The 26,190-nt window shown below is 34.0% G+C and carries 21 protein-coding genes; 14 read left to right on the top strand and 7 right to left on the bottom strand.

Annotated elements, in window-relative coordinates; translation table 11 throughout:
* Positions 1-158: 158 nt before the first annotated feature.
* From FUA24_RS23075 to FUA24_RS23030, 10 genes are all read left to right on the top strand, one after another.
* The gene (locus FUA24_RS23075) at positions 159-1,316 is read left to right on the top strand and encodes a homogentisate 1,2-dioxygenase (RefSeq protein WP_148545623.1); all 1,158 of its coding nucleotides are present in this window, start codon (positions 159-161) and stop codon (positions 1,314-1,316) included.
* 108 nt (positions 1,317-1,424) lie between these two features.
* A complete protein-coding gene (gene hppD, locus FUA24_RS23070; protein WP_148545621.1) occupies positions 1,425-2,585 on the top strand; it encodes a 4-hydroxyphenylpyruvate dioxygenase in 1,161 nt (386 codons plus the stop codon).
* A gap of 196 nt (positions 2,586-2,781) precedes the next feature.
* Complete coding sequence (locus FUA24_RS23065) at positions 2,782-3,561, top strand: DUF3108 domain-containing protein (RefSeq protein WP_148545620.1); 780 nt, start codon at positions 2,782-2,784, stop codon at positions 3,559-3,561.
* Positions 3,561-4,484: a tryptophan 2,3-dioxygenase family protein gene (locus tag FUA24_RS23060; RefSeq protein WP_148545618.1), complete on the top strand. Its 924-nt coding sequence runs from the start codon at positions 3,561-3,563 to the stop codon at positions 4,482-4,484. The genes FUA24_RS23065 and FUA24_RS23060 overlap by 1 nt, the downstream gene beginning before the upstream one ends.
* Before the next feature lie 8 nt (positions 4,485-4,492).
* The gene (locus FUA24_RS23055; RefSeq protein ID WP_246147145.1) at positions 4,493-5,773 is read left to right on the top strand and encodes a peptidoglycan DD-metalloendopeptidase family protein; all 1,281 of its coding nucleotides are present in this window, start codon (positions 4,493-4,495) and stop codon (positions 5,771-5,773) included.
* Positions 5,774-5,775: 2 nt separating this feature from the next.
* Positions 5,776-7,395, top strand: coding sequence for a glucose-6-phosphate isomerase (gene pgi / locus FUA24_RS23050; protein WP_148545614.1), 1,620 nt, complete (start codon positions 5,776-5,778; stop codon positions 7,393-7,395).
* Between the two features lie 391 nt (positions 7,396-7,786).
* On the top strand, positions 7,787-10,381 hold the full coding sequence (locus FUA24_RS23045) for a TonB-dependent receptor (protein WP_148545612.1): 2,595 nt from the start codon (positions 7,787-7,789) through the stop codon (positions 10,379-10,381).
* 11 nt (positions 10,382-10,392) lie between these two features.
* Positions 10,393-12,063 carry a hypothetical protein gene (locus FUA24_RS23040; RefSeq protein WP_148545610.1) on the top strand — a complete coding sequence of 557 codons (1,671 nt, stop codon included), beginning with the start codon at positions 10,393-10,395 and terminating at the stop codon, positions 12,061-12,063.
* Between the two features lie 69 nt (positions 12,064-12,132).
* On the top strand, positions 12,133-13,731 hold the full coding sequence (locus tag FUA24_RS23035; protein ID WP_148545608.1) for an Ig-like domain-containing protein: 1,599 nt from the start codon (positions 12,133-12,135) through the stop codon (positions 13,729-13,731).
* Positions 13,732-13,825: 94 nt separating this feature from the next.
* Positions 13,826-14,257, top strand: a complete 432-nt coding sequence (locus FUA24_RS23030; protein WP_148545607.1) for a hypothetical protein — start codon at positions 13,826-13,828, stop codon at positions 14,255-14,257.
* Between the two features lie 18 nt (positions 14,258-14,275).
* Here FUA24_RS23030 and FUA24_RS23025 read toward each other — a convergent pair whose 3' ends face one another.
* On the bottom strand, positions 14,276-15,343 hold the full coding sequence (locus tag FUA24_RS23025) for an endonuclease/exonuclease/phosphatase family protein (protein WP_222861381.1): 1,068 nt from the start codon (positions 15,341-15,343) through the stop codon (positions 14,276-14,278).
* A gap of 77 nt (positions 15,344-15,420) precedes the next feature.
* On the opposite strand from FUA24_RS23025, the gene FUA24_RS23020 reads away from it, so the two are divergent.
* The 3 genes from FUA24_RS23020 to FUA24_RS23010 all read left to right on the top strand — a co-directional run bounded on the left by FUA24_RS23020 (position 15,421) and on the right by FUA24_RS23010 (position 20,913).
* Positions 15,421-18,222, top strand: coding sequence for a TonB-dependent receptor (locus FUA24_RS23020; RefSeq protein ID WP_148545605.1), 2,802 nt, complete (start codon positions 15,421-15,423; stop codon positions 18,220-18,222).
* A gap of 103 nt (positions 18,223-18,325) precedes the next feature.
* The gene (locus tag FUA24_RS23015) at positions 18,326-19,771 is read left to right on the top strand and encodes a DUF5689 domain-containing protein (RefSeq protein WP_148545603.1); all 1,446 of its coding nucleotides are present in this window, start codon (positions 18,326-18,328) and stop codon (positions 19,769-19,771) included.
* A gap of 44 nt (positions 19,772-19,815) precedes the next feature.
* Positions 19,816-20,913 (top strand): adenylate/guanylate cyclase domain-containing protein, encoded by a 1,098-nt coding sequence (locus FUA24_RS23010; RefSeq protein WP_148545601.1) that lies wholly within the window; start codon positions 19,816-19,818, stop codon positions 20,911-20,913.
* A gap of 14 nt (positions 20,914-20,927) precedes the next feature.
* On the opposite strand, the gene FUA24_RS23005 is transcribed toward FUA24_RS23010, so the two are convergent.
* Entirely contained in the window at positions 20,928-21,896 is a 969-nt protein-coding gene (locus FUA24_RS23005; protein WP_148545599.1) for an endonuclease/exonuclease/phosphatase family protein, read from the bottom strand.
* A gap of 294 nt (positions 21,897-22,190) precedes the next feature.
* Between FUA24_RS23005 and hflX the strand changes: the two genes are divergently transcribed.
* Positions 22,191-23,408 carry a GTPase HflX gene (gene hflX / locus FUA24_RS23000; protein ID WP_148545597.1) on the top strand — a complete coding sequence of 406 codons (1,218 nt, stop codon included), beginning with the start codon at positions 22,191-22,193 and terminating at the stop codon, positions 23,406-23,408.
* Positions 23,409-23,496: 88 nt separating this feature from the next.
* On the opposite strand, the gene FUA24_RS22995 is transcribed toward hflX, so the two are convergent.
* The 5 genes from FUA24_RS22995 to FUA24_RS22975 all read right to left on the bottom strand — a co-directional run bounded on the left by FUA24_RS22995 (position 23,497) and on the right by FUA24_RS22975 (position 26,165).
* On the bottom strand, positions 23,497-24,423 hold the full coding sequence (locus FUA24_RS22995) for a DUF3078 domain-containing protein (RefSeq protein ID WP_148545595.1): 927 nt from the start codon (positions 24,421-24,423) through the stop codon (positions 23,497-23,499).
* Between the two features lie 119 nt (positions 24,424-24,542).
* A complete protein-coding gene (locus FUA24_RS22990; RefSeq protein WP_148545593.1) occupies positions 24,543-25,049 on the bottom strand; it encodes a DUF2480 family protein in 507 nt (168 codons plus the stop codon).
* A 4-nt stretch (positions 25,050-25,053) separates the two neighbouring features.
* Positions 25,054-25,341 carry a YciI family protein gene (locus FUA24_RS22985; protein ID WP_148545591.1) on the bottom strand — a complete coding sequence of 96 codons (288 nt, stop codon included), beginning with the start codon at positions 25,339-25,341 and terminating at the stop codon, positions 25,054-25,056.
* Between the two features lie 9 nt (positions 25,342-25,350).
* Positions 25,351-25,677 (bottom strand): DUF59 domain-containing protein, encoded by a 327-nt coding sequence (locus FUA24_RS22980; RefSeq protein WP_148545589.1) that lies wholly within the window; start codon positions 25,675-25,677, stop codon positions 25,351-25,353.
* Positions 25,678-25,742: 65 nt separating this feature from the next.
* Complete coding sequence (locus FUA24_RS22975) at positions 25,743-26,165, bottom strand: SufE family protein (RefSeq protein WP_148545587.1); 423 nt, start codon at positions 26,163-26,165, stop codon at positions 25,743-25,745.
* Positions 26,166-26,190 lie beyond the last annotated feature (25 nt).

Here is a 26,190-nt window from a genome sequence, read left to right as displayed (position 1 = left end):
GATGAAATTATTCTGGCAAAATCTTTTAATTCACTTACACTATCTTATCAAGAGAAATCCTGAATAAGCGGCATTTTTGTATATTTATATATGGCTGATAATTAAAGTTATACAGCTGTTATTTTTTACTTTTTTTTCAACCTTAAAAATTAGAAAAAATGCCTTTTTATCATAAATTAGGAAGTATTCCGCCTAAGAGACACACCCAATTTAGAAAGCCAGATGGTAGTTTGTATTATGAACAATTATTTGGAACAATTGGTTTTGATGGGATGTCCACCAATAGTTATCACGAACAACGACCTACACAGGTTAAAGAAATAAGAAACCAATATAGCGTTAAACCAAAAATTGCTTTAAAAAATAACATAAAGTCTTATAGGTTTAAAGGATTTCAAGTAAAACCCGAAGACGACTTTTTAGAAAGTAGAAAGACCGTTTTAACAAATTCAGATTGCAGCATAGTACTCTCTGCACCTAAGCAATCTACCCAAGATTATTTTTATAAAAATACTGATGCCGATGAGTTAATTTTTGTTCATAGAGGTAAAGGTAAATTGCGTACCATGTTAGGTAATTTAGATTTTAAATACGGCGACTATTTATTAGTACCTCGTGGAATAATCTATAAAATTGATTTTGAGACAGAGGATAATAGACTTTTTATTGTAGAGTCTCATAGACCTATATATACACCAAAAAGATATCGTAATTGGTTTGGTCAACTCCTAGAGCATTCTCCATTTTGTGAACGTGATATTAGAAGGCCAGAAGCGCTAGAAACGTATAACGAAAATGGTGATTTTCTTATTAAGGTTAAAAAACTAGGCGATATAATCGAAATGGTCTACGCATCGCACCCATTTGATGTAATTGGCTATGACGGTTATAATTACCCGTATGCTTTTTCAATTCACGATTTTGAGCCTATAACAGGGCGCATCCATCAACCACCACCAGTACACCAAACGTTTGAAACCGATGCCTTTGTGGTATGTAGTTTTGTGCCAAGGTTGTATGATTATCATCCCCAATCAATACCAGCACCATATAATCATAGTAATATTGATAGTGATGAAGTGCTTTATTACGTGGATGGTGATTTTATGAGTAGAAATGATGTTGAAGCTGGACATATTTCACTTCACCCAGCAGGGATTCCTCATGGACCACACCCAGGTGCTACAGAAAGAAGCATTGGTAAAGTTGATACAAAGGAATTAGCAGTAATGGTAGACACTTTTAAACCACTTATGGTAACTGAGGAAGCTATGAAAATAGCCGATGAAGACTATCATAAATCCTGGTTAGAGTAGGATAATTCAAAAACCATTCTTCGGTTTCAGCACATCCCTTTGCTTTTCAAAATTGTTAAGCAAATCTATTAGAAAGGGTTAAACAAACCAACGAAAAACAAAAACATAATGAGTAAAGACATAAAATCAGTAAACTACGGTTTAGAAAAAATATTTGAAGGAGCGCAAGATTTTTTGCCTCTTTTGGGAACAGACTATGTAGAATTCTATGTGGGTAATGCAAAACAAGCAGCGCACTTTTATAAAACGGCTTTTGGGTTTCGATCGTATGCCTATAAAGGTTTAGAGACTGGCAGTCAAGACACTGTCTCTTATGTGCTTAAGCAGGATAAAATACGTTTAGTTTTAACAACGCCTTTAAATTCAAAGCATCCAATTAATGAGCATATTGTAAAACATGGAGATGGCGTAAAAGTTATTGCCTTATGGGTCGAAGATGCAAAAAAAGCTTATGAAGAAACAACCAGTAGAGGAGCAAAGTCGTATTTAGAGCCAGTAACAGAAACAGATGAACACGGCGAAGTTGTTAAAGCAGGGATTTATACATACGGAGAAACGGTGCATATGTTTGTTGAACGTAAAAATTACAAGGGTGTATTTATGCCTGGGTTTGTAGAATGGAAATCAGATTACAATCCAGAACCTCTGGGCTTAAAATATGTAGATCATATGGTAGGTAATGTAGGTTGGGGGCAAATGAATACTTGGGTGAAATGGTATGAAGATGTTATGGGATTTGAGAATTTTTTATCCTTTGATGACAAACAAATACATACGGAGTACTCAGCATTAATGAGTAAAGTGATGAGTAATGGAAATGGCCGCATAAAGTTTCCAATTAATGAACCTGCGGAAGGAAAGAAAAGATCTCAAATAGAAGAATATTTAGACTTTTATGAGGGTGCTGGCGTACAACATATAGCGGTTGCTACGGATGATATAATAAAAACCGTTAAAGGTATGCGCGCTAGAGGTGTTGAGTTTTTGTCCACACCTCCTGATGCGTATTACGAGGCGGTGCCAGAACGTTTATTAGAACATAATCACGAATTAAGAGAAGATATTGAAACATTAAAAAGTTTGGGTATCATGATTGATGCCGATGAAGAAGGTTATTTACTTCAAATCTTCACCAAACCAGTGGAGGATAGGCCAACTTTATTCTTTGAGATTATTCAGAGAATGGGAGCAAGAGGTTTTGGAGCAGGTAATTTTAAGGCGCTTTTTGAATCTATAGAAAGAGAACAAGCTAAAAGAGGAACGTTATAATAACGTTTACTTTTATAACATAATCGCCAACTTTGAAAAAGAGTTGGCGTTTTTCATGTAACAAATTATCGTTAAGAACTTCTTACTAAAAAGGGGCTGTCTTATTTTTTTTATATTTTTGGAATAGTAATTGTAATTTCTATGCTAAAAGCAATAAAAATAAGCTATAGGAGTTTATTACTTAACCCAATAAAAGATGAAAAAACTACTACTTATATTATTAGTATTAAGCGCATTTAAAGTATCCTTTGCTCAAGAGTCTTCTTTTGGAGATGGAGAATGGTTTAAATTTAAAATGAGCTACAGTAACTTTTTAAAGGCAGGAAATGCTACACTTACCGTAAAAGATTCAAAGCTAGGCGATAAAGATGTGTACCATGTAGTTGGTAAAGGTTGGACTACCGGTATGATAAAATGGTTTTTTAAAGTAGAAGACCAATATGAGAGTTATTTTGATAAAAGTACTTTGTTGCCCTATAAGTTTGTTAGAAATATTAACGAAGGAGGGTATACAAAAGACTTGGAAATAGAGTTTGATCAAGTCAATAACAAGGCGCATATAAATGATAAAAAGCATAATAAGAAATATGTGTTCGATACGAGACCAAATATCCAAGATATGGTATCTACGTTTTATTATTTAAGAAATAATTTAAAAACAGAAACCATGCAGATTGGAGATGAGGTAAGGGTTGATATGTTTTTTGATAAAGAAAATTATGGCTTTAAATTGAGGTATTTAGGAGAAGAAACTATAAATACAGATTTTGGTAAAGTAGAATCCTTAAAATTTAGGCCATATGTTATGGCAGGACGTGTATTTAAGGAAGAAGAAAGTTTAACACTATGGGTGTCAAAAGACAAAAATAAAGTACCTTTGCGCATCAAGGCAGATTTGGCGGTAGGCTCACTAAGAGCAGACCTGGACGCCTTTAAAGGGTTAAAATATCCTTTTCAAATAGTAGTTAAAAATTAATGGGTTTAAACAAAGACATTAGCAACCAACTTAATGAGAAATATAAGGCAATAGACCAAGATGTAGAAGATCATTTAGAAGGCCTATTGCATAGTAAACCCATTACTTATTGGGATTATATCCATACCGATGCTTTGTTGAGCTTACAATTGCCTAGAACTGATTTTCCAGATGAAAAGGTATTCATAATATATCATCAGGTAACTGAGTTACTGTTTAAAATGATACTCTCTGAAATTGAGCAGGTTGCCAAAAGTAACATTGTTGATGGAGGAATGTTTACAGATAAAATAATGCGTATTAGTCGTTATTTTGATGTGTTAACATCATCTTTCAGTATTATGAAAGATGGTATGAGTATAGAACAGTACAATCAGTTTAGACAAACCTTAATACCTGCTAGCGGCTTTCAAAGTGCTCAGTACAGAAAAATAGAATTTGCTTCCACAGAACTTATCAATCTTATAGATAAGAGATTTAGAGATGATTTTGATAAAGAAGCGTCCTATGAAGAAGCTTTCGAACATTTGTATTGGCAAGCTGCCGGTAAGGACTTTAAAACAGGAAAAAAAACCTATACTTTAACAGTTTTTGAAGAAAGATATAAAGAAGAGTTTCTTAGATTTAGCAAATTTTATGGAAAGAATAATCTTTGGTCAAAATTTAAAGAATTACCTGTTGAAATTCAGAAAGATAAAGCATTAATTGAAGCCATGCGTCATTACGATTATACGGTAAATGTAAAGTGGGTTATGGCACACTACAATACCGCAAATCATTACTTAAATATTGGCGGAAAAACTGCTGAGGCTACTGGAGGTAGTGAATGGGTTAAATATATGCATCCTAAATACCAAAAAAGAATATTTTTTCCGGAGTTATGGACCAAAAAAGAAATAGAAGATTGGGGAACAAATATTTAATATTATTAATGTTTGCGCTAGCTCTTTTTAGCGCTTGTAAGGAAGATAAAAAAGAAGTCTTAGAAGAAGAGGTTGTTGAGGTAGAAAAACCAAAAGATATATATGAATTTGGGTTTAATCTCAATGAGTACGTAGTTAAAAGAGATACGGTTAAATCGGGTGAAAGCTTTGGACAAATTTTAGAACAAAATAAGATAGGTTATCCGAAAATATTTCACATTGCTGAAAAGACAAAAGAGACCTATAATATTGCTAGATTTTTTCAAGCGGGTAAACCCTATACCATTCTTTGTTCCAAAGATTCTTTAGAACTTCCGGAATCTTTCATTTATCAACCTACAAAAGAAGAGTATGTAGTTATTAATTTTAAAGACTCTATACATGCATTTAAAGGTAAAAAACCTATAAAATATGTAGAGAAAACGGTAACAGGAGTTATTGATAATAGTATTTCCGTAACCCTTGATGAAAAAGGTGTTAGTGCGGTACTCACCAACTTATTGGCAGACAATATCTATGCTTGGACTATTGACTTTAGACGCCTTCAAAAAGGAGATAGATTTAAAGTAATCTACACAGACAAATATATTGATGATTCTATTTATACTGGTGTACACGATGTTAAAGCGGCCTATTTTGAACATAATACCGAACCGTTTTATGCTTTCCAATTTGAAACGGATTCCGTAAAAGGTGTAATAGACTATTTTAATGAAGAAGCGAAAAATTTAAGACGTGCCTTTCTAAAAGCTCCAGTAAAGTTTAGTAGAATTTCGTCCCGTTATAATTTAAGACGAAGAATAGCGGTTTATGGATATAAAATAAGAGCGCATAGAGGAACAGACTTTGCTGCACCCATAGGAACAGAAATTATGGCTACTGCAAATGGTACTGTAACCAAATCTGAACGAAGAGGTGGTAATGGGAATTATGTTAAAATTAGACATAATGCTACTTATGAAACGCAATATCTCCACATGAAAAGACGAAAGGTAAAAGTTGGAGAATTTGTAAAACAAGGCGATGTTATTGGTTGGGTAGGTATGACTGGTAATACAGGCGGGCCACATGTCTGTTACCGTTTTTGGGTAAATGGGAGGCAAGTAGATCCTTTTAAGCAAAAATTACCTGAAGCAAAACCAATTTCTGATTCACTTAAGGCAAAATATTTAGATTTTATAAAACCTATAAAAATACAATTAGATGCTATTCCTTTTGATGAAGTTGAGAAAACTATTCCAGAGGATACAATAACGAACAACACTAACCTTATTACCCATAATTATTAGCAATGGCTTTACCAACAATTAATCCAACGCAAACCGAGGCTTGGAAAAAACTTCAAAATCATTTTAATGAAGTAAACAATTTACAAATGAAAGACCTATTTGCTCAAGATGCAGAAAGAGCAAATAAATTTACCATTAAATGGGAGGACTTTTATGTAGATTATTCTAAAAACAGAATTACAGAAGAGACTTTTAAATATTTACTTGAATTAGCTAAAGACGTAAAATTAAAAGAGGCTATAGAAAGTCAGTTTTCTGGTGAAATAATAAATCAAACAGAAGGAAGAGCAGTTTTACATTCGGCTTTAAGAGCACCTGAAACTGCGGTTGTAAATGTCGAAGGAGAAAATGTTATTCCAGAAGTGTACAGTGTAAAGAAGAAAATTGAAACCTTTACGAATGAAGTAGTGAATGGCGAAAGAAAAGGATATACTGGTAAATCATTTACGCATGTTGTAAACATCGGTATAGGAGGTTCAGACCTTGGTCCTGCAATGGTAGTAGATTCGCTTCAGTATTACAAAAACGACCTAACAACGTATTTTGTCAGCAATGTAGATGGAGACCATGTAAATGAGGTGATTAAAAAATTAGATCCAGAGACCACATTATTTGTAGTGGTATCTAAAACATTTACTACTCAAGAAACATTATCTAATGCAAATACTATAAAAGATTGGTTTTTGCAATCGGCTTCTCAGGAAGATATAGCAAAGCATTTTGTTGCTGTATCTACCAATCTTGATGCTGTTAAAAGTTTTGGAATAGATCCAGATAATATCTTTCCAATGTGGAATTGGGTAGGAGGGCGTTTCTCTTTATGGAGTGCCGTTGGACTTTCTATTAGTTTAGCTGTAGGGTATGAAAACTACGCTAGTTTATTAGAAGGCGCTAACGCTATGGATGAACATTTTAAAAATGAAGATTTTGATTCTAATATCCCTGTAGTTTTAGGTTTGCTAAGTATTTGGTATAATAACTTTTTCAATGCTGAAAGTGAAGCAATAATTCCATATTCGCAATACTTAAACCAATTTGCAACCTATCTCCAACAAGGTATTATGGAGAGTAATGGTAAAAGTGTAGATAGAAATGGCGATTTTATAGATTATCAAACTGGTACTCTAATTTGGGGAGAGCCAGGAACAAATTCTCAACACGCATTCTTTCAGTTAATTCATCAAGGCACAAAATTAATTCCCGCAGATTTTATTGGGTTTGCTAAGTCGTTGCATGGTAACCAAGATCATCAAGATAAATTAATATCAAATTATTTAGCGCAGACTGAAGCATTGCTAAATGGTAAAACGGAGGCACAAGTAATTGCAGAAGGAACAGCTAAAGAAATAATTCCGTTTAAAATATTTGAAGGTAATAAACCTACCAATTCTATTTTCATTGAGAAATTAACACCAAAAAGCTTAGGGAAGTTAATTGCTATGTATGAACATAAAATATTTGTTCAAGGTGTAATTTGGAATATTTTTAGTTATGATCAGTTTGGCGTGGAGCTAGGAAAACAATTGGCCTCAAAGATTTTACAAGAATTTAACGGAGATGTAACAAATCAACATGAATCTTCAACAACAAATCTATTAGCATACTACAAAAAATTTAGATAGTATTATAAACTCGTTTACGATTAAAAAAGGCTCAGATACTTTAGTATTTGAGCCTTTTTTTTAAGGGTATATGATACAATTGGAGAACTTCTTTTGAGAAGATGTTAAAGCTATGTTTTGGAAATGAGTGAGTTATGTTTGTGAACTTGTGATTCCCCTTCAACATTCAGAAAAGGAAAACTAATAAAGATATGCCTAAAAACTGAAGAAAAAAAGCAATTGCTTAATTACTTACAATTTGTAATTAAAAACACAATATTTGATAGGTAATTTTGCGAATTAAGTTTTTTTTATGTGCAATAATTGTTAATATATGTTAACATATGCTTAACATATAACCAGCTATTATCCGTATTTTTGCATGACTAATTCAATTAATTAATTCATAATTATGAAAAAAACTACTCAATTATTATTGTTGACTGTAACTATGTTATTTAGTGCAACAATTTTTGCTCAGACTATCTCGGGTACAATTGTAGAGGTTGGTTCGAGTGTGCCACTTCCAGGAGCAAATGTTATCGAGAAGGGTACATCTAATGGTGTAACTACAGACTTTGATGGTAATTTTACTTTAAATACATCGTCATCTTCTGGAGAGATTGAAATTTCTTTTGTTGGATATAATACTAAAACAATAACTTTTTCTGGAAGTGCAGATTTAGGAGTTATTGAGCTTGAATCTAGCCAAGTTGGTCTAGAAGAAGTTTTAATTATGGCTTCTGTAGCCGTAGATAGAAAAACGCCTGTTGCGGTTTCAACAATTAAATCTGCAGATATTGAATTAAAATTAGGTAACCAAGAGTTTCCAGAAGTTTTAAGATCAACACCAGGTATTTATGCTACTAAACAAGGTGGTGGTTATGGTGACGCTCGTGTAAATATTAGAGGGTTCCAATCTGAAAACGTAGCTGTTATGATTAACGGTATTCCTGTTAATGATATGGAAAATGGACGTGTTTTCTGGTCTAACTGGGCAGGTCTTGGAGACGTAACTAGCCAAATGCAAGTTCAAAGAGGACTTGGAGCTTCAAAAATTGCAGTGCCTTCTATTGGAGGAACAATTAATGTTGTTACTAAAACAACAGATGTTGAGCAAGGTGGTAATTTAATTACTTCTATTGCAAATGATGGTTATTTTAAATATGGAATGACCTATTCAACTGGATTATTAGATAATGGTTTTGCTGCCACAATTTCTGCTGCGAAAACTGAAGGAGATGGTTATGTAGACGGAACTGAATTCACAGGGTTTAATTATTTTATCAATATTTCTAAAAAGATTAATGATGCCCATAAGATTGCTTTTAGCGCATTTGGAGCTAAACAACGTCACGGACAAAGACAAAACAGACAGTTAATAGAAACTTTTAAAAATAGTGATAGAGGCAGAAAATTTAATGCCGATTGGGGATACAAGCAAGGGCAGTTAACATTTCAGGAAGATAACTTTTATCACAAGCCTCAAATATCCTTAAATCACTATTGGACTTTAAGTGAGAACACGTCACTTAATACTTCTGCCTACGTATCCTTTGGTTCTGGTGGAGGTGGAGGTATCAGAGGTACCAATAAATTTGGATTAGGTGCTAACGGTGTTAGTCCTTATAGATCTGGTTTATATGGGCCAATTAACTTTGATATCATAGCAGCTGAAAACGAAGCACTTGGTGCAAATGGATCTGAGACTATTTTAAGAGCTTCTCGTAATGACCATAACTGGTATGGTGTATTATCTACTTTAAAGACACATCTTTCTGATGATTTAGTATTATTAACTGGTTTAGATTTTAGATCGTATACAGGAATTCACTTCCAAGAAGTAACAGATTTATTAGGAGGTCAATATTGGTTAGACGATAGTGACGAAAACAACCCTAATAATTTAACTAGAGTTGGAGATAAAATTAACTACCATAATGATGGTAAAGTTGGATGGATAGGAGCTTTTGGTCAGCTTGAATACGATGTTAACGAAAAACTTAATACTTACCTTGCTTTAGCAGCTTCTAATACGTCTTATAAAAGAATAGATTACTTTAATTATTTAGATACAGATCCTATTCAAGAGACAGATACCTACAACTTTTTCGGTTTCAGTGTTAAAGGGGGTGGAAATTACAGAATAGATAGCAATCACAATGTATTTGCTAATGTTGGTTATTTCGAAAGAGCAGCAGATTTTGATGCGGTATTCTTAAACTTCAGCAATGATAATATTAATGCAGATGCTGAAAACGAAAAAATTACAAGTTTTGAATTAGGTTATGGTTACAGAAGTGAAAGATTATCTGCTAACGTAAACTTATATAGAACATCTTGGAATGATAGAACTGAAACAGCATCTTTTCAACAACCTGATGGCACAAGAGCTACTGCAAATATTTTAGGAGTTAATGCAATACATCAAGGTATAGAAATAGACTTTAATTATAAAGCTACTGAGAGAATAAACATTACAGGTATGCTATCTTTAGGAGATTGGACTTGGGATAACAATGTGGCTAATGTTAGAATTTTTAATGAAGAACAAGAAGAGATTGACGATTCACCTTTCAATTTACATATCGCCGGATTAAAAGTAGGTGATGCTGCTCAAACTACTGCAGCCTTAGGTTTAAATTATAGTATATCTGATGAAACTAGGTTAATACTTGACTATAATTATTTTGCTGATAATTACGCTGATTTTGACCCAAGTGATAGAGGTGTTAGTGGTGCTACTCCAGAAGAAATAGCAGCTGAATTAGCTACTGACCCAGTACAACCATGGAAATTACCTGATTTTGGGATTTTTGACGCTGTCTTAAAACACGACTTTAAATTAGGGCCTTTTGATACTACATTAACAGGAAGAGTAAATAACGTATTTGATACAGAATATATTTCTGATGCACAAGACGGTGCTGGATCTACAGCCCAAACTGCCTTAGTTTATTATGGTTTTGGAAGAACGTTTAGTGTAGGGGTAAAACTTAATTTTTAAAAAATTTGAAAATGAAAAATTTAATTTATTTAATCACATTAATCTTAGCGGTTACCTTTGTAGGTTGTAACCCTCTAGATGATATTTATAATGATCTTGATGCTGCGGAAACTCCAGGTGTAGATTTTATTCAAGGTGTTGAAAATTATACGTTTACAACTGAAGATTACGAAGAGTTTGAAACAGAATTAAGCGGAGAAGAATATTTTGAAAGTCAAGATCAAGCAGATTTAATTATACCAGACTTTTTAGCAGATAAATATCCTGTTTGGGGAGAAGGATCTCTGGTTAACGTTGGTTACAATTTGTTTGCAGAAACTGTTCCAGAAACATTATCTACTTCAGAGACAATCTCTAGCCTTAGCGGTATTGATGATTATTTATCATCTAACTATGAGACTGCAACCAATGGAACATTCGTAGAACTAACCTATAATGCAGAGGTTTTAGCTTATACACTTAACGATGATGATTTCGAAGCTATTGAAAGTGCTTTAAGTTCTAAATATCCAGAAGCAACTTCAAGTGCAGGTAGATTTGGTAACTTTGAAAGAAGATCAGATAGAGATTCTTATTGGTCAGACGATATGATTCTTGAAGCACTTACCGCTATTTTAGCATCAGAGTACAACACAGGTCAAGTGGTTGTGGTAACATTTGCAATTTATGACGGTAGCTCTGGATCTGAGTCTTTCGTTGTTCAACATAATGGATACAATTTCTTAAAGCTTGATGTTGATGCAACAGGAGGTAGTTCTACGGCATATACGTTAACGGGTGATGATTACGATACTATAGCTGCAGATTTGGCGGCTGCATATCCAGACCCAGCGTCAAACTTAGGTAGATTCGGAAGTTTTGATGTTAGAGTTGGATCAAGCGGAAATGCTTGGACTGATGCTATGATTTTAGAAGCACTTAACATTGTTTTACCAGCAGCTAATGAAGGTGATGTTTACGCCGTTACCTATGCTATTTACAATGGTTCTGTAGGTACTGAAACTGTTACATTATTGTATACAGGTGGTGCATATGTTGAAAATGCAACTACTGTTGAGGTTTCTGCTGTAGTGGCTAAGAATGATGGTGATTGGGAATTCCCATATGCGTTCCAAAGAGCTGATTTTGATACTTTCGGGTTTAGATTCCCTAACTTTAGTAGTAGCAACGTCTATATACTAGATATCTTCTTAGAAGATTTATTCCCTTATGCTCAGGCTGGAGATGTTGCAATGGTACAATACGATTTCTTCGCAGGAGGTGTATCTACTAAATACGGACATAGTATTTTTGATGGAGATAAATGGAACTTAACTCCAGATGTTATTGCAACGTCATTCCAATATGGTTTCGAAAAAGGAGCTTGGGTACCAGACAATACTATTAACTATACATTACTAGGTGCAGATTACGGTAAAATTGTGAGTCAGTTTACAGATAAATACCCAGATGCAACAAGTAGTATGGATAGATTTGGGAATTTTGAAAGACGTGTTGGAAATTCTGCAGAATGGAAAGACGATATGGTTGTAGAAGCGCTTGCTTTCTTGTTAAATGATATTAATCCTTCGGCAGACAATGGTCAAAAGTACGCTGTTACATTTGATATTTATAATGGATCAAATGGAACGGAAACTTTTAAACTAATTAAGGAAAACGGAGCTTGGGTATTAAATGAATAATATTCAAAATAAAATAATTAAAAACCCCTTACGGTTGTAAGGGGTTTTTTGGCTAAAATGTAAATGTAAATGAAAAAGATTTATTCCCTTTTGGTACTGTTAGTTTTTGCTTGTGGTGGTAGTGATGATCCTGCACCAGCTGATCCTCCTGTGGCGGTTAATGATTCCGCTAGTACACCGGAAAATACAGCCGTAACTATTAGTGTCTTAGATAATGATACTTTGCGAAATAATGCGTCTATTTCAGATTTTGATGCATCTTCGTCAAATAATGGTTCTGTTATAGAATTATCCAACAGGCTTATTTATACACCTCCTCAAGATTTTTCTGGAACGGATACCTTCACTTACACCATTTGTGATGGTTTAAGTACGCCAAACTGCGCTACAGCAACGGTAACTGTTACGGTTTCAGACCTAGGAGATCCAGTGGCTGTTGATGATAGTTTTGAAGTTACTGAAAACACAACCTCTCAATTCACAACTATTTTAAACAATGATACAATTGTTGATGGGGCTGAATTAACGTCAATAGATGATTCTGCAACATCAGGAACAGTTGTCTTAAATAATGATGGTTCTATAACCTATACTGCAATAAATGGTTTTTCTGGAATGGATACCTTCACCTATACCTTATGTGATAATGATGCTACCCCAACTTGTGCTACGGGAACTGTAAATATCAATGTTTTGGATGAAGGAAATCCTACTGCAGTTGATGACGCCATAACTGTTTTAAGAAATCAAGTTAATACCATCTCTACCGTTTTAAATAATGATTCGGTTATAGATGATGCTGTTTTAAGTTCTTTGAACGATAGTGCAACTTTAGGGACAGTAACCCTTAATTCAAATGGTACCATAAGCTATGAACCACCAACAGATTTTACGGGTAACGATAGCTTTACGTATTCCATTTGCGATGACGATTCCCCTAATTCGTGTTCAACTGCAACTGTAACGTTAAATGTATTAGCCCCAATTAATTTTAATATTCCTGCGGCTTTGCAAACGTACTACGATAATGTTCTTTTTGTAATGGATTCCGATATTATGCAGGACGAACTTGAAGACGTTACCAAAACAAAGCACACAACAATATTATCCTATGGAGAAAGGCATAATTATCTTTATAATGCAGATGAAGATCTTAACAATACCGATAATGTAATTTTAATGTATTCAGGAGAAAGTAGATATTGGGAGGAGTATACGTCGGGATCTAATTCGTATTCACCGCAAACGTTTAACACCGAGCATGTTTATCCACAATCACTTTTAACTTCTGATGATGCCGTAACAGATTTGCATCATTTAAGAGCCTGTGATGCAACCGTAAATAGTGATAGACTTAATTATCCTTTTGCGGATGGTACGGGAACGTATCAATTAATTGGTGAAACTTGGTATCCTGGAGATGAATGGAAAGGCGATGTTGCAAGAATGATGATGTATCTTAACTTAAGATATGGAGAATCCTTTACAAGAGTAGGTAGTATTGAGCTATTTTTAAAATGGAATATAGAAGACCCTGTGTCTCCCTTTGAAGAACAACGAAATACAATAATTCTTGGAGCTCAAGGTAATAGAAATCCGTTTATAGACAATCCGTATTTAGCAACCCTTATATGGGGAGGTGAAAATGCAGAGAATAAATGGCAGTAGTTCTAACTATTATAAAATTGAAGCCGCTTCTTTTAAGAAGCGGTTTTTTTATAGATTAAAATCATTATTTTTGAAATTCTAAAACAATTACATCATGTACGAAGTCATTCTTAATTTACACTCTTATTGGGCATATTTAGTATTAGTAATCTTAATTATTGCCGTTTTTAACGCCATTATTAAAGGTTCTAAGGAATATAGTCCGCAAGATTTTAGAATAGCCTTATTTACTTTAATACTATCTCATGTACAATTGTTAATAGGTTTAGTTTTATATTTTGTATCACCAAGATTTGATCTTTGGAGTGAGCTAGGTGGGGGAGTTATGAGTAATAGTTTGGCCAGATTGTATTTGGTAGAGCACCCTTTTGTAAATATTCTTGCAATTGCCTTAATAACAATAGGATACTCAAAACATAAAAAGATGCTAACCTCTAAAGCAAAGCATAAAAAGATTGCAGTATTCTATTCTATAGCTTTAGTTCTTTTATTATCAAGAATTCCTTGGAGCACTTGGATGGGATAATATAGGAAGACATCCTTGCTATTTTTTAACTTCTTTTACAATTTGTATATAAACAGGGAAATGGTCGCTGTAACCATTTGAGAAACCTCCATTAGACCAACTTCTAAAGGGGTAGCCCTTGTATGTGCCACTTTTAGTAATTAAATAGTTTTTATTAAAAATTCTGGCTTTATAAAGTTTTAACGAGGTGTAATCTTTTGTCAAAAATGGTTTTGTAACTAAAATTTGATCAAATAAACTCCATGTATCTCTATAGGCTGTGGTACCAAGACCATTGTTATAAAATTTGGTAAAAGGATTGTAAATACCTTTAAGTCCTACTTTTCCTTTCTTAGTTTTGGCTTTAAGAATCTTTTTTACACTTACGTTTGTTGGATTGTCATTAAGGTCTCCCATAATAACTACTTTTGAATAGGGGTTCTTGGTTTGTAAAGAGTCAATAATATGTTTACTCAGTTGTGCAGCAGCTATTCTTTTAGATCTGCTTTTAGTTTCGCCGCCACGTCTTGAGGGCCAGTGATTTACCAGTATATGTATGTCTTCGTTTTCTAATTTCCCACTAACTAATAGTTGATCTCTGGTATAGATTCTCTTGTTGTCTTCCCTGTCATAGATTTTAAGTTCATAGGTTTTGCTATGCAAGGGAGTAAAAATGCGCTTTTGGTATAGTAAAGCAACATCTATTCCTCGAGCATCAGGTGAATCATATTGAATAATACCATAATCGCTATCAATTAAATCAGGAGAGTTAACCAAATCCTCTAGTACCACATGATTTTCAATTTCACAAACACCTATAATACTTGGTGTATTTTTAGAACTGTCATAGCCAATATCCGAAATAACACGAGCCATATTTTTAATTTTCCGTTTATAAACTTTTGCTCTATCAGTTTTAATTTCCATAATGGGGCTGTATTCATCAAGCTTATTAGGTTCGTTTATGGCATCAAACAGATTTTCTAAATTATAAAAAGCTATTGTATGAATTTTATAGCGCTTTTTTTCTTGAGTGTTACCGACCAGAACCACGAAAAAAACAGCAAATAAAAATTGAAATTTTGAAAGTTTTTGTTTGAATTGCATTAAATAAAAATAATACAAATTTGGTTTTTTATAAAGAAATAGTTTACATTTCGTGAATATTTGATGCTTATTCTGCTATGAATAAAACGTTTTTTCTTTCATATATCTATTTTATTACCTTTTCTGCATACACTCAAAATACAAGAGTTTTTGGGAGTGTAAAGGAAGATTATAGTTTTAAACCTATTGTAGGTGTTTTAGTTGAGGTTGAAAACACCAATATAAAGACGCTTACCAACCAATTAGGTGAGTTCGAATTCAGAAGCCATATTCCATTTGGAGAACACGTCTTAAAAATTTCAAAAAAGGGTTATATAACTAAACGATTTCCAATTGTTATAAATGAAGGTCAGATGTTAAACATATCCGATATGACTTTAGAAAGAGATCTTTCCGAAACTGAAGATTTGTTTACAATTACTTTGTCTGATGATGAACTCAATGATGATGCTAGTGGTGCCGATAATATTTCGGGTTTGTTAGCATCGTCGCTTGATGTATTTCAAAGAACGGCTGCGTTTGAGTTTAGTTCTTCTTTTTTTAGAATACGTGGTCTGGATTCCAATAACGGCACCATTTTACTCAATGGAATTGAGGTGAATAAGGTTTACAATGGTAGGCCGCAATGGAGCAATTGGGGAGGTGTTAATGATGTATTACGTAATCAGGAATTAGCCTCAGGATTATCTCCTTCTAGCTATACATTTGGGGGTGTTTTAGGTAGCACTAATATTAATTTAAGAGCTTCAGAAGCCAAACTAGGAAGAAGAATTACGTATTCATCTTCAAATAGAAGTTATACCAACAGGGTGATGGCTACTTACGCTTCAGGTCTTTTGTCAAACAATTGGGCTTACACAATTTCTTTGGGGAGACGGTGGGGAAATGAGGGCTATCAAGATGCCACATCATACAATTCCAATTCGTTTTTTGCATCGGTTGAAAAGAAGTTTAATGAAAAACATAGTTTGGGGTTAACAGCTATTTATACACCTAATAGGAGAGGTAAATCCTCACCTAACACCCAAGAAGTTTATGGTTTAAAGGATATAAAATACAATGCGTATTGGGGATGGCAAAATGGCAAAAAACGGAACTCGAGAATTAAGGAAGTGAATGAACCCATTATAATGCTTAATCATTATTGGAATTTAGATGATAGTATGTCCTTGACTACCAATATTGGCTATCAATTTGGAAAACTAGGAAATAGCCGCTTAGATTATAATGGAACCGATTTAATAAATGGATTCCCCGAAGGAGGCGGTGCAAATCCAAGTCCAACCTACTATCAAAAACTACCAAGTTACTTCGAAAGGAACTTTCCAAACGACTTACAATTTGCATATATCGCTTTAAAAGAGTTTCAGGATGGAGGTCAGATTAATTGGAACGCGATGTATGATGCTAATATAAGTAACTCCTATAATGGAGGAAATGCCATTTATGCGTTGTACGAAGATAGAGTAGATGATACCCAGTTAACCATAAATACCATCTTAAATAAGCAACTAAATGATAATGCTATTTTGAATGCATCTATTGGATATAAAAACCTAAATTCTGAAAATTTTGCCCAAGTGGTAGACCTTTTTGGAGCTTCAACGTATTTAGATATTGATGGTTTTGCTTCTGATATTAACAAAGCTCAGAACGATATGTTAAATCCAAATAGATTGGTGGGTGAAGGTGATAAATTTAAGTATCATTACAATATATTAGCCAATGAATTTAACGCTTTTGTTCAGGCACAATTTACCTATAGTAAGCTGGATTTTTATGTTTCAGGGAGTGTAAAACAAACCCAATACCAAAGGGAAGGTGTCTATCAAAATGGTGGTTTTCCAAATAGTTCCTTAGGTAAAGGGGAACAATTGTCCTTTACGGGATTTGGGGCAAAAGCCGGTGCAACATTAAAACTTACAGGAAAGCATCTGTTTAATGTAAATGCAGGATACATTTCAAGAGCACCCTCCATTCAAAATACCTTTTCAAATTCTAGAGAAAATCATAACATAGTCCCTAATGGTTCCGAAGAAGGTATCATAGCAGTTGATCTTAGTTATATGCTAAGGTCGCCTATTGTTCAAGCAAAACTTACTTGTTATTACACCAAAATAATAGATGCAAACGAGATTTCCTTCTTCTTTGCCGACGGTATTGGTGGAGATAATGCCGTTTTCGTTCAGGAGATTTTACAAGGAATTGATAAAAAACATTTAGGTGCGGAATTAGGTATTGAGGCTCAAGTAACGTCTAGTATTAAATTAAAGGGGGCAGCATCGGTTGGTCAATTCACATACGCTAATAACCCTAACCTTTATCTTTCTACAGAGCCCGACCAAGAGTCTGTAGAAGCTGGTTTTATTAATGGTTTTAAAGATTTTGGTCAATCACAATTAAAAAATTATAAGCTGGCATCTGGTCCTCAAAATGCCTATTCCGTGGGGTTTGAATATAGGGACCCAGAATATTGGTGGTTTGGGGCCACGGCTAATTTTTTCTCAAACACCTACCTTGATGTGAGCCCATTAACTAGGTCTTCAAATTTTAACACAGATTTTGATGGAAATGTGTTTAATGATTATGATGAAGATTTGGCTAGAGAGTTGTTAAAACAAGAACGATTTGATGATTATATGGTAATTAATTTGGTAGGAGGAAAATCATGGAAAATAGGAGCGTATTATGTTGGTTTTTTTGCAAGTATCAACAACCTGTTAGATGAAGTCTATAAAACTGGCGGATTTGAACAAGGTAGAAACGCTAACTATAGAGAATTACGAGATGATAAAGCACTAGATACTCCAGTTTTTGGGCCAAAATATTGGTATGGAAGAGGAACAACCTACTTCTTAAACCTTAATCTCAGATTCTAGAACGCATGATATCACTGTGAGGGAGGAACGACCGTAGCAGTCTATTTAATAATGAACTCAAGATTGCTTCGTTCCTCACAATGGCGGTTGAAAAAACAAAACTATGCAGATAATCAAACTCAACAATCTAAAATCGATTTTCACTCTAACTCTAGTAGTATTGTTAGTATCATGTGTTAAAGATGATGCATACAGTATTCCGGATATTTCAGTGTCTGAACTCGAAGTTCCGCAAAACCAAATCACAACATTTAAAGCCATCAAATCTTTATATGAACAAGCTGTCAATGACGGAAATACTACTGTTGTAATTCAAGACGCTATTTATCTTGAAGGTTATGTAATCTCTTCGGATAGGGCTGGAAATTTTTTTGAAGAACTCATCATTCAGAATAAAATAGATGATAGTAATCCAGATAACGACCCAAGACTTGGATTTAAGATAGCTATTAATAAGAGTAATTTATCAGACACCTATCAGTTCGGACAAAAAGTATATGTTAAGTTGAATGGGCTAACCATTGGAGAAACCAGCGGTGTTTTAACCATTGGAAAAGGAGACGCGGTTAATGTAAAACAAATTCAAGCAGCAGAATATAAAGATATTGTATTAAGAAGCACAGTAATAGAAGAAATAGAACCCAAAGCAGTGAATTTAGAAGATTTAACCGAAGCAGATGAAAACACCCTAATTCAATTGAATAATATGCAATTGAATAGGTTTGAATTAGGAGCCACTTTTGCTAGTGAGTCTTTTGATGAATTTGATGGTTTACGGTTGTTGGAAAGTTGCGATTCGGGTATTCAAATGATACTACAAACAAGTACATTTTCTGATTTTAAAGCATTACTAGTTCCTAAAGGAAAGGGGAGTGTAGTTGGAGTGTTAAATCGGGATTTTAGAGATAATTTTAGTGTGATTCAACCTTTAAGTTTCGCATCTATAAATTTTGATAATACAGAAAGATGTGATCCATTAGAATTCTCCTGCGGGCTGGCAACATCATTTGGAACTGATAATCTATTCTTCGAAGATTTTGAATCGCAACGGAACAACCGTTTGGTAAAAGGTAATGGTTGGACAAATTATATTGAAGAAGGTTCCGAAGGATGGGAAGCTTGGTCTTCAACATCAACCAATGCCTCTTTAGGCCGTTCTGCAAGATTTCAGTCAGCCAGTTCTGGGGATACGAAGAACGTAGGTTGGTTAATTACTCCCAAAATTGATCTAGATACTCAAGACGGAGAAACACTCCGTTTTAAAACCTCTAATAGTAGAGCAGATAGTAGTTTTATGGAAGTACTGTATTCCCAAGATTGGGATGGTACAGAAGCTAATGTAACCTCGGCAACATGGAGTGTTTTATCCGATGCTTATGTGGTTAAAGATTCAGATTCTTTTACAACTTGGTTTAATTCTGGTAATGTAGATTTATCATGTCTCTCAGGAACTATCCATATCGCTTTTAAATATACAGGGGCGGACAAAGAATCTTTCGATGGGGTTTATGAACTAGATGATGTGAGCATTGATTATACACCATATTAAGACTATCTCTAAAAAGGAAATAGAGATGAAATATTTATCTTTACATGATGCAATTGCATCCATTATATAAGCGTTATTTCATACAAATATTTTCCTTCGGACTCATATGGTTGTTTTTTGGGCTTGTTTATGTCATGTTAGAATATGGTATTCTAGGAAGACTCACGTACTATCCTGCTACGGGTAATAAGTACAATGTCATTAATTCACTATTCATGGTTTGTGTAGGAAGCTTTTTAATGGGAATAGTTCAAGGTGTTGTTGAAATTTTTTGGCTGAAGAAATACTTTAGAAGATCGCCCTTTTGGATAAAAATAGCCTTTAAGAGTATTTTTTATCTGGTTTTTGTATTCGTATTTGTAATTGTTATTGCACTTATAAATAATGCCTACCTCTACGATACGTCAGTTTTTGATCCTGTTGTAATCAATATGGTATTCGGTTTTATCTCTAAATTCGCTTTTTGGAGTGTGATACTTTATGTTGGTGTTGTTTTGGATCTTGCATTGTTTTATTCTGAAATTAAGGATTATATGGGTAATAATGCACTGTTTAATTACTTTGGGAAGTACCATAGACCAAAACCAGAAGTGCGCATATTTATGTTTTTGGATATGAAATCTTCAACCGCAATTGCCGAAAATCTGGGGCATCAAAAGTATTTTGAGCTATTGAGAACGTATTATGCCGATATGACCAACGCTATTTTAGAAACCTCTGGAGAAGTATATCAATACGTTGGGGATGAAATAGTGATAACATGGAAGCAAAAACAAGGTATTCATAAGAATAATTGTTTGCATTGTTTTAGAAAAATTTCAAAAGCCATTAATTCGCATAGCGATAAATACCTCAAAGCGTTTGGACTTATACCAGAATTTAAGGCCGGTTACCACATCGGTTCAGTCACAGCAGGAGAAATAGGGATTATTAAAAAAGATATTGTTTACACAGGAGATATTTTAAACACATCTGCACGTATTCAGGCGGAGTGTAATAACTACAATTCTAAAATCCTCATCTCAGGACAATTAATGGATAGTCTCGAAAAAGATAACACCTTTTCATTTACTAAAATTGATGATTTACTTCTTCGTGGAAAGAAGCAACCCATTCAGCTTTTTGAAATCAATTTTATTTGAATATTAAGCGATAACTATCGCTTAAAAATAGCGTAAACAGGAAAATGGTCGCTGTAACCCCCTTTATACTTTTTACCAACATATGTTCTAAAAGGAGACCCTTTAAATCTGCCTCTAAACTGTTTTAAAAAGTCTTCATCAAATATATTGGCGTTGTAATATTCGAATTCCTCATTGGAACTTTTAAAAAAGTTTGAGGTAAAAAATACTTGATCAAAAAGACTCCATTGCTTAAATCTGCTTACTGTTCCCCTGTTATAAGAGCGAAGTGTTTCAAACGGATTATAAAGATTAAATCCTTCAACTAAGCGCACAATACTATTATTATGAGGTTCATCATTAAAATCGCCAATCACAACTATTTTAGCTGCCTCATTTTCATGATGCAATGTTCTTAAGATATTTGCAACCTGCTCTGAAGATGCAAGTCGTTTATGTTCTGTTTCTCTTGTGCCTTCTCGTCTAGAAGACCAATGGTTTACAATAACATGAATAGGTTGGTTATCTAAATTGCCACTTACAAGTAGAATGTCTCTGGTATAGTCTGGTGTACCGTCTTCATCTGTAAGAGGTACACTAAATGCCTCAGAATTGGTAACTTCAAAAGCATTTTCATCATAAATAAGTGCTACATCTATACCACGTTCATCGGGAGATTCGTAATGCACATAATTGTAACTTAAATCCTCTAGGTGTTTAGAGTTTAAAAGGTCTTCAAGAACTTTAGCATTTTCAACTTCTGCTAATCCAACAATAGCTGGGTGTTTGCCAGTTTCTTTCTTCCCAATATTAGAAATTGCAAACCCTAATTTTCTTAATTTGTTTTTGTATCGTTTGGGAGTCCATTTCTTGGCGGAAGTTGGTAAAAAGTCGTTATCGTTGGTGTGCTGATCTTCCTCTAAATCAAAAAGATTTTCAACATTGTAAAATGCAATGGTTTGCATATTCTCTTGAATCGGGATGCCCTCAAATAAATCACTCATAAAAATCAAAATAGACGCTAAAATATAAAAATAAAGAATTCTATGGATTCTTTATTTTTTAGATTCGCGCATTTGCCAGAATGACAATTTAAATGGATAGCAGAACAATTATGTTGCGCAGCAATTTGTGAATTTAAATTGTTGTAATTGCGTAACTTTGCGCAACAAAAATATTTCTTTCTTAACGTTTTAATTTTGAACGAAAGTTTTTTGTTTCGATTCCCGCTTTTGCGAGAATGACAATTTCAGTGGTAACCTTGATAAAAATCAAGGAGACCTTTAGCAATTCGATTTATGATAGAGAAGAAAGATATTGCCTTAGAAAAAGCAGTTTTAATTGGTATTATAACTAAAGATCAAGACGAAGTTCAGTCTAAAGAGTATTTAGATGAATTAGAGTTTTTAACCCATACTGCCGGTGGAGAGGTTTTAAAACGATTTACTCAAAAAATGGAAATGCCAAATTCTAAAACATTTATAGGATCTGGTAAGATGGAAGATGTGCGCCAGTTTATTGAAGACAATAAAGTTGGAACTGCCATTTTTGATGATGAGCTCTCAGCAGCTCAAGAGCGAAATATTAGTAAAATTCTTAATGTGAAAGTTCTAGACAGAACCAATTTGATCTTGGACATTTTTGCGCAACGCGCTCAGACGAGTTACGCAAGAACACAAGTGGAATTGGCCCAGTGTGAATATTTACTTCCTAGATTAAGGGGAATGTGGACACACCTTGAGCGTCAAAAAGGTGGTATCGGTATGCGTGGTCCTGGTGAAACGGAGATAGAAACAGATAGACGTATTGTTCGAGATAAAATAGCTCTTTTAAAGGCCAAAATAAAGACTATTGACAAGCAGATGGCTGTACAACGTGGTAACCGAGGTAAGATGGTGCGTGTGGCTTTGGTTGGTTATACTAACGTTGGTAAATCTACTCTTATGAATGTAATAAGTAAGAGTAAGGTATTTGCTGAAAACAAATTATTTGCAACGCTTGATACAACAGTTAGAAAAGTAGTAATTCAGAACTTACCATTTTTGTTAAGTGACACGGTTGGGTTTATTAGAAAATTGCCAACACAATTAGTAGATAGTTTTAAGAGTACATTAGATGAAGTAAGGGAAGCCGATTTATTGCTTCATGTTGTTGATATTTCTCATCCAAATTTTGAGGAGCATATAGCCTCGGTAAACAAGATTTTAGGTGAAATTAAAAGTAGTGATAAACCAACCATTATGGTGTTTAATAAAATTGATGCTTACAAACAAGAACCTATAGACGAAGATGATTTAGTGACGGAAAGAACCAAAGCGAACTATTCTTTAGAGGAGTGGAAAAGCACTTGGATGAATAAAATAGGTAACAATGCTCTGTTCATTTCGGCAATAAATAAAAGTAACTTAGAAGACTTTAAAAAGCGCGTTTATGATGAGGTAAGAGAGATTCATATTACGCGTTTTCCATATAATCACTTTTTATATCCTGATTATAATTATGAGGATATGGAGTAAGGCAGAAAAGGTTATATTTTATCAAATAAAAAAGGCTCTAAAATTATATTTAGAGCCTTTTTTTTGTTCAAAGTAGATTTATGATTTATTAAAATTTATAGCTTAGACCAAATGTCCAATAGCTTTGTAAATCGTTATCAACATCATCAAATCCTGTTGCCGTAGCAGGAGTTTGTGCAAGGGCATAGTTTAAAGCCTCCTGTTTGTTGCTACGTAAACCAAAATCGAAACCAACACCAATCATTTTCCAAAGCGTGTAACTAAAGGAGTTAGTCCAAGTCCAGTTAGATAAATCGCTAGATTTATAACTTTGGAACGCAGATAAGTTAGTTTTAAAACTTATAGCACCAAGTTGTCTTGAGTAATCTGCCACTATTTTAGCACCCAAAGATGAGTCAAAAACAGCATCATTATCAGCAAAAACAAAATTGTAGTTTAAAGGGTGTATTACAACAACTAAATTTTTAGCTGGAGTCCATGTAGCACCAACACCAACATCTAAGTATCCTGGGTCATTAAAGTTGTCTAATAAAGTTGTTCTGTATTCTAATAATCCAGAGGCAGCAAGCGTCTTAGTAATGTTTCTACCATAAAGAGATGAAATGTTGAATACATCAGTTGTAGGTTCAAAACTATCTTTATCATTTGGATCATCTTTATCATCAAGTTTAACCCAATTTAAATTTGTTGTTAATGAGTTTCTCCAAAAGAATTTATCTTGAATTAAATTGGCATATGCATTAACAGTAAATCCAATGTTGCCTGAGTTGTTATTAGGTGCACCCTGAGCGTACCAGTTATTAAAACCAGATAAGCTACCTCCAATAGTACCAAAGGCACCAGTTCTCCAACCAGGAAGGGCATCAATTTGTGCTTGTAATTTGTTAGCTTCTGCTTGAGCAGCATCTGCTTCAGCTTGTTTTTCTGCCTTTTTAGCTTGTAATTCTTCTTTAGTTTGGGCGTAAGTATAAGATACACTTAAGCTTAAAAGAGCAAAAAATAATAGTTTTTTCATTGTAATTTAGTTTTTAAAATGAGGTCAAATATATACTAATTTTAACAAATGTTAATCAGGTTAAAACCACAATTAACACCTTTTTTTCGACCCATTAAAAACTATAAAGTCACAAGAATTTAGCGGTTTTTATGAAGTGGAACAGAAGAACAAGCCTCACCATACATAATAGATTTTGCTATTGGCTTAAGCTTATTGGTTAACATAATGTAAGCGTTTTGAGGCACTGGTTTGTTGGAACAGCCCTTTATTATTACGGGTTTATCTTTAAAAATTGAAGTGTCTAGATCTGTAATGATATCTTGATAAACCGATGTTTCTAAGGTTTCTAAAGTACCTACAACAACGCGTTTGGCATAGGGTGCTAACTGAATAGTGAGCAACATATAAGCCCAACCCGGAATAATGGCATCAGAACTGCAAGTCAAAGCTACGTAGGCATCTTGATATTGCGACCAATCAAAATCTTTCACTTGTGCTCTAAAATCTTTTTCACGTAGCACGAAGCCTTCAAATAACCAATCTTTAATATCGAAAACGATTCTTTTACCCTCAGGATAAAAATCCTCAAGATCTAAAGTAATTAATTTACTATTCGCTACGCGATTTACTATTTCTTCTGCCATACCTTTAGGCTATTAAATTTTCAAACCCTTTTCCTACTTTGCTAGGAGTAAACTCAATAAGTTTATAATCTGCTAGATTATGTACTTTAAAAGGGTCTTTATTAAGAATTTCTAATAGTGTTTCTTTGTTTGGTAGTTTTGATAAAATAATACCACCATCTCTTGGTTCTTTCCTTCCTGAAGCAATAAAATGACCTAATTCATACTGCTCATTGAGATAGTTAATATGGGCTTCAAGATAAGTATCAACTTCAGAAAGCGGAACCTTATAAGTTAGTTCTACTATAAACATAGTGTATTGTTACAGCATTCCTAATTCTAACTTAGCTTCTTCACTCATTAAATCTTGAGACCATGGTGGATCAAAAGTAATTTCTACTTCGGCATTATTTACTTCATCAAGAGATTTTACTTTTTCCTCAACTTCAAGAGGCAAAGTTTCTGCCACTGGGCAGTTAGGCGTTGTTAAAGTCATTAGAATTTTAACGTCGTAATCTTCGTTTACAAAAACGTCATAAATTAACCCGAGTTCATAAATATCAACTGGAATTTCAGGGTCATAAATAGTTTTTAAAACGTTTACTATTTTTTCGCCTAGGGCGTTTGTATCTATTGTAGTATCACTCATTTTTTGAATGTTTATACGTTTATTTGTTGAGACGTTTAAACGAATACACGTATCAACGCATAAACCTAATTAAGTTGAGTTTGGTACGCTATCGCGTACATTTTTAATTGTTTCACCATACTTACTAATCCGTTAGCACGCGTAGGTGATAAATGTTCTTTTAGTCCTATTTGGTCAATAAAACTTGTATCTGCATCAATAATATCTTTTGGGTGCTGATTCGAAAATGCTCTAATTAAAATTGCAATAATACCTTTAGTAATAATGGCATCACTATCTGCTGTAAATTCTAGCTTGTCATCTTTCATTTCAGCATGCACCCATACTTTACTTTGACAACCTTTAATAATGTTGTTGTCAGTTTTGTATTGGTCGTCAATTAAGGGTAATTCTTTCCCTAAATCTATCATATATTGGTAACGCTCCTCCCAATCCTCGAACATAGAGAATTCGTCTATTATTTCGTTTTGAATATCTTCAATTGTCACGGTCTCAAATTTTAAGCAAAAATAC

The organism is Seonamhaeicola marinus (assembly GCF_008085455.1).
This window is presented reverse-complemented; position numbering and strand designations above follow the sequence as displayed.

What these genes read in the sequence shown, in the direction of transcription:
- FUA24_RS23060 (WP_148545618.1), top strand. Translation starts at nt 3,561, where the DNA reads ATGGGTTTAAACAAAGACATTAGCAACCAACTTAATGAGAAATATAAG.
- FUA24_RS23055 (WP_246147145.1), top strand. Translation starts at nt 4,493, where the DNA reads ATGTTTGCGCTAGCTCTTTTTAGCGCTTGTAAGGAAGATAAAAAAGAA.
- FUA24_RS23005 (WP_148545599.1), bottom strand. Translation starts at nt 21,896, where the DNA reads ATGAGTGATTTATTTGAGGGCATCCCGATTCAAGAGAATATGCAAACC.
- FUA24_RS22980 (WP_148545589.1), bottom strand. Translation starts at nt 25,677, where the DNA reads ATGAGTGATACTACAATAGATACAAACGCCCTAGGCGAAAAAATAGTA.
- FUA24_RS23075 (WP_148545623.1), top strand. Translation starts at nt 159, where the DNA reads ATGCCTTTTTATCATAAATTAGGAAGTATTCCGCCTAAGAGACACACC.
- FUA24_RS23025 (WP_222861381.1), bottom strand. Translation starts at nt 15,343, where the DNA reads ATGCAATTCAAACAAAAACTTTCAAAATTTCAATTTTTATTTGCTGTT.
- FUA24_RS23015 (WP_148545603.1), top strand. Translation starts at nt 18,326, where the DNA reads ATGCAGATAATCAAACTCAACAATCTAAAATCGATTTTCACTCTAACT.
- pgi (WP_148545614.1), top strand. Translation starts at nt 5,776, where the DNA reads ATGGCTTTACCAACAATTAATCCAACGCAAACCGAGGCTTGGAAAAAA.
- FUA24_RS23030 (WP_148545607.1), top strand. Translation starts at nt 13,826, where the DNA reads ATGTACGAAGTCATTCTTAATTTACACTCTTATTGGGCATATTTAGTA.
- hppD (WP_148545621.1), top strand. Translation starts at nt 1,425, where the DNA reads ATGAGTAAAGACATAAAATCAGTAAACTACGGTTTAGAAAAAATATTT.
- FUA24_RS23035 (WP_148545608.1), top strand. Translation starts at nt 12,133, where the DNA reads ATGAAAAAGATTTATTCCCTTTTGGTACTGTTAGTTTTTGCTTGTGGT.
- FUA24_RS23040 (WP_148545610.1), top strand. Translation starts at nt 10,393, where the DNA reads ATGAAAAATTTAATTTATTTAATCACATTAATCTTAGCGGTTACCTTT.
- FUA24_RS22990 (WP_148545593.1), bottom strand. Translation starts at nt 25,049, where the DNA reads ATGGCAGAAGAAATAGTAAATCGCGTAGCGAATAGTAAATTAATTACT.
- FUA24_RS23020 (WP_148545605.1), top strand. Translation starts at nt 15,421, where the DNA reads ATGAATAAAACGTTTTTTCTTTCATATATCTATTTTATTACCTTTTCT.
- FUA24_RS23045 (WP_148545612.1), top strand. Translation starts at nt 7,787, where the DNA reads ATGAAAAAAACTACTCAATTATTATTGTTGACTGTAACTATGTTATTT.
- hflX (WP_148545597.1), top strand. Translation starts at nt 22,191, where the DNA reads ATGATAGAGAAGAAAGATATTGCCTTAGAAAAAGCAGTTTTAATTGGT.
- FUA24_RS23010 (WP_148545601.1), top strand. Translation starts at nt 19,816, where the DNA reads ATGATGCAATTGCATCCATTATATAAGCGTTATTTCATACAAATATTT.
- FUA24_RS23065 (WP_148545620.1), top strand. Translation starts at nt 2,782, where the DNA reads ATGAAAAAACTACTACTTATATTATTAGTATTAAGCGCATTTAAAGTA.
- FUA24_RS22985 (WP_148545591.1), bottom strand. Translation starts at nt 25,341, where the DNA reads ATGTTTATAGTAGAACTAACTTATAAGGTTCCGCTTTCTGAAGTTGAT.
- FUA24_RS22995 (WP_148545595.1), bottom strand. Translation starts at nt 24,423, where the DNA reads ATGAAAAAACTATTATTTTTTGCTCTTTTAAGCTTAAGTGTATCTTAT.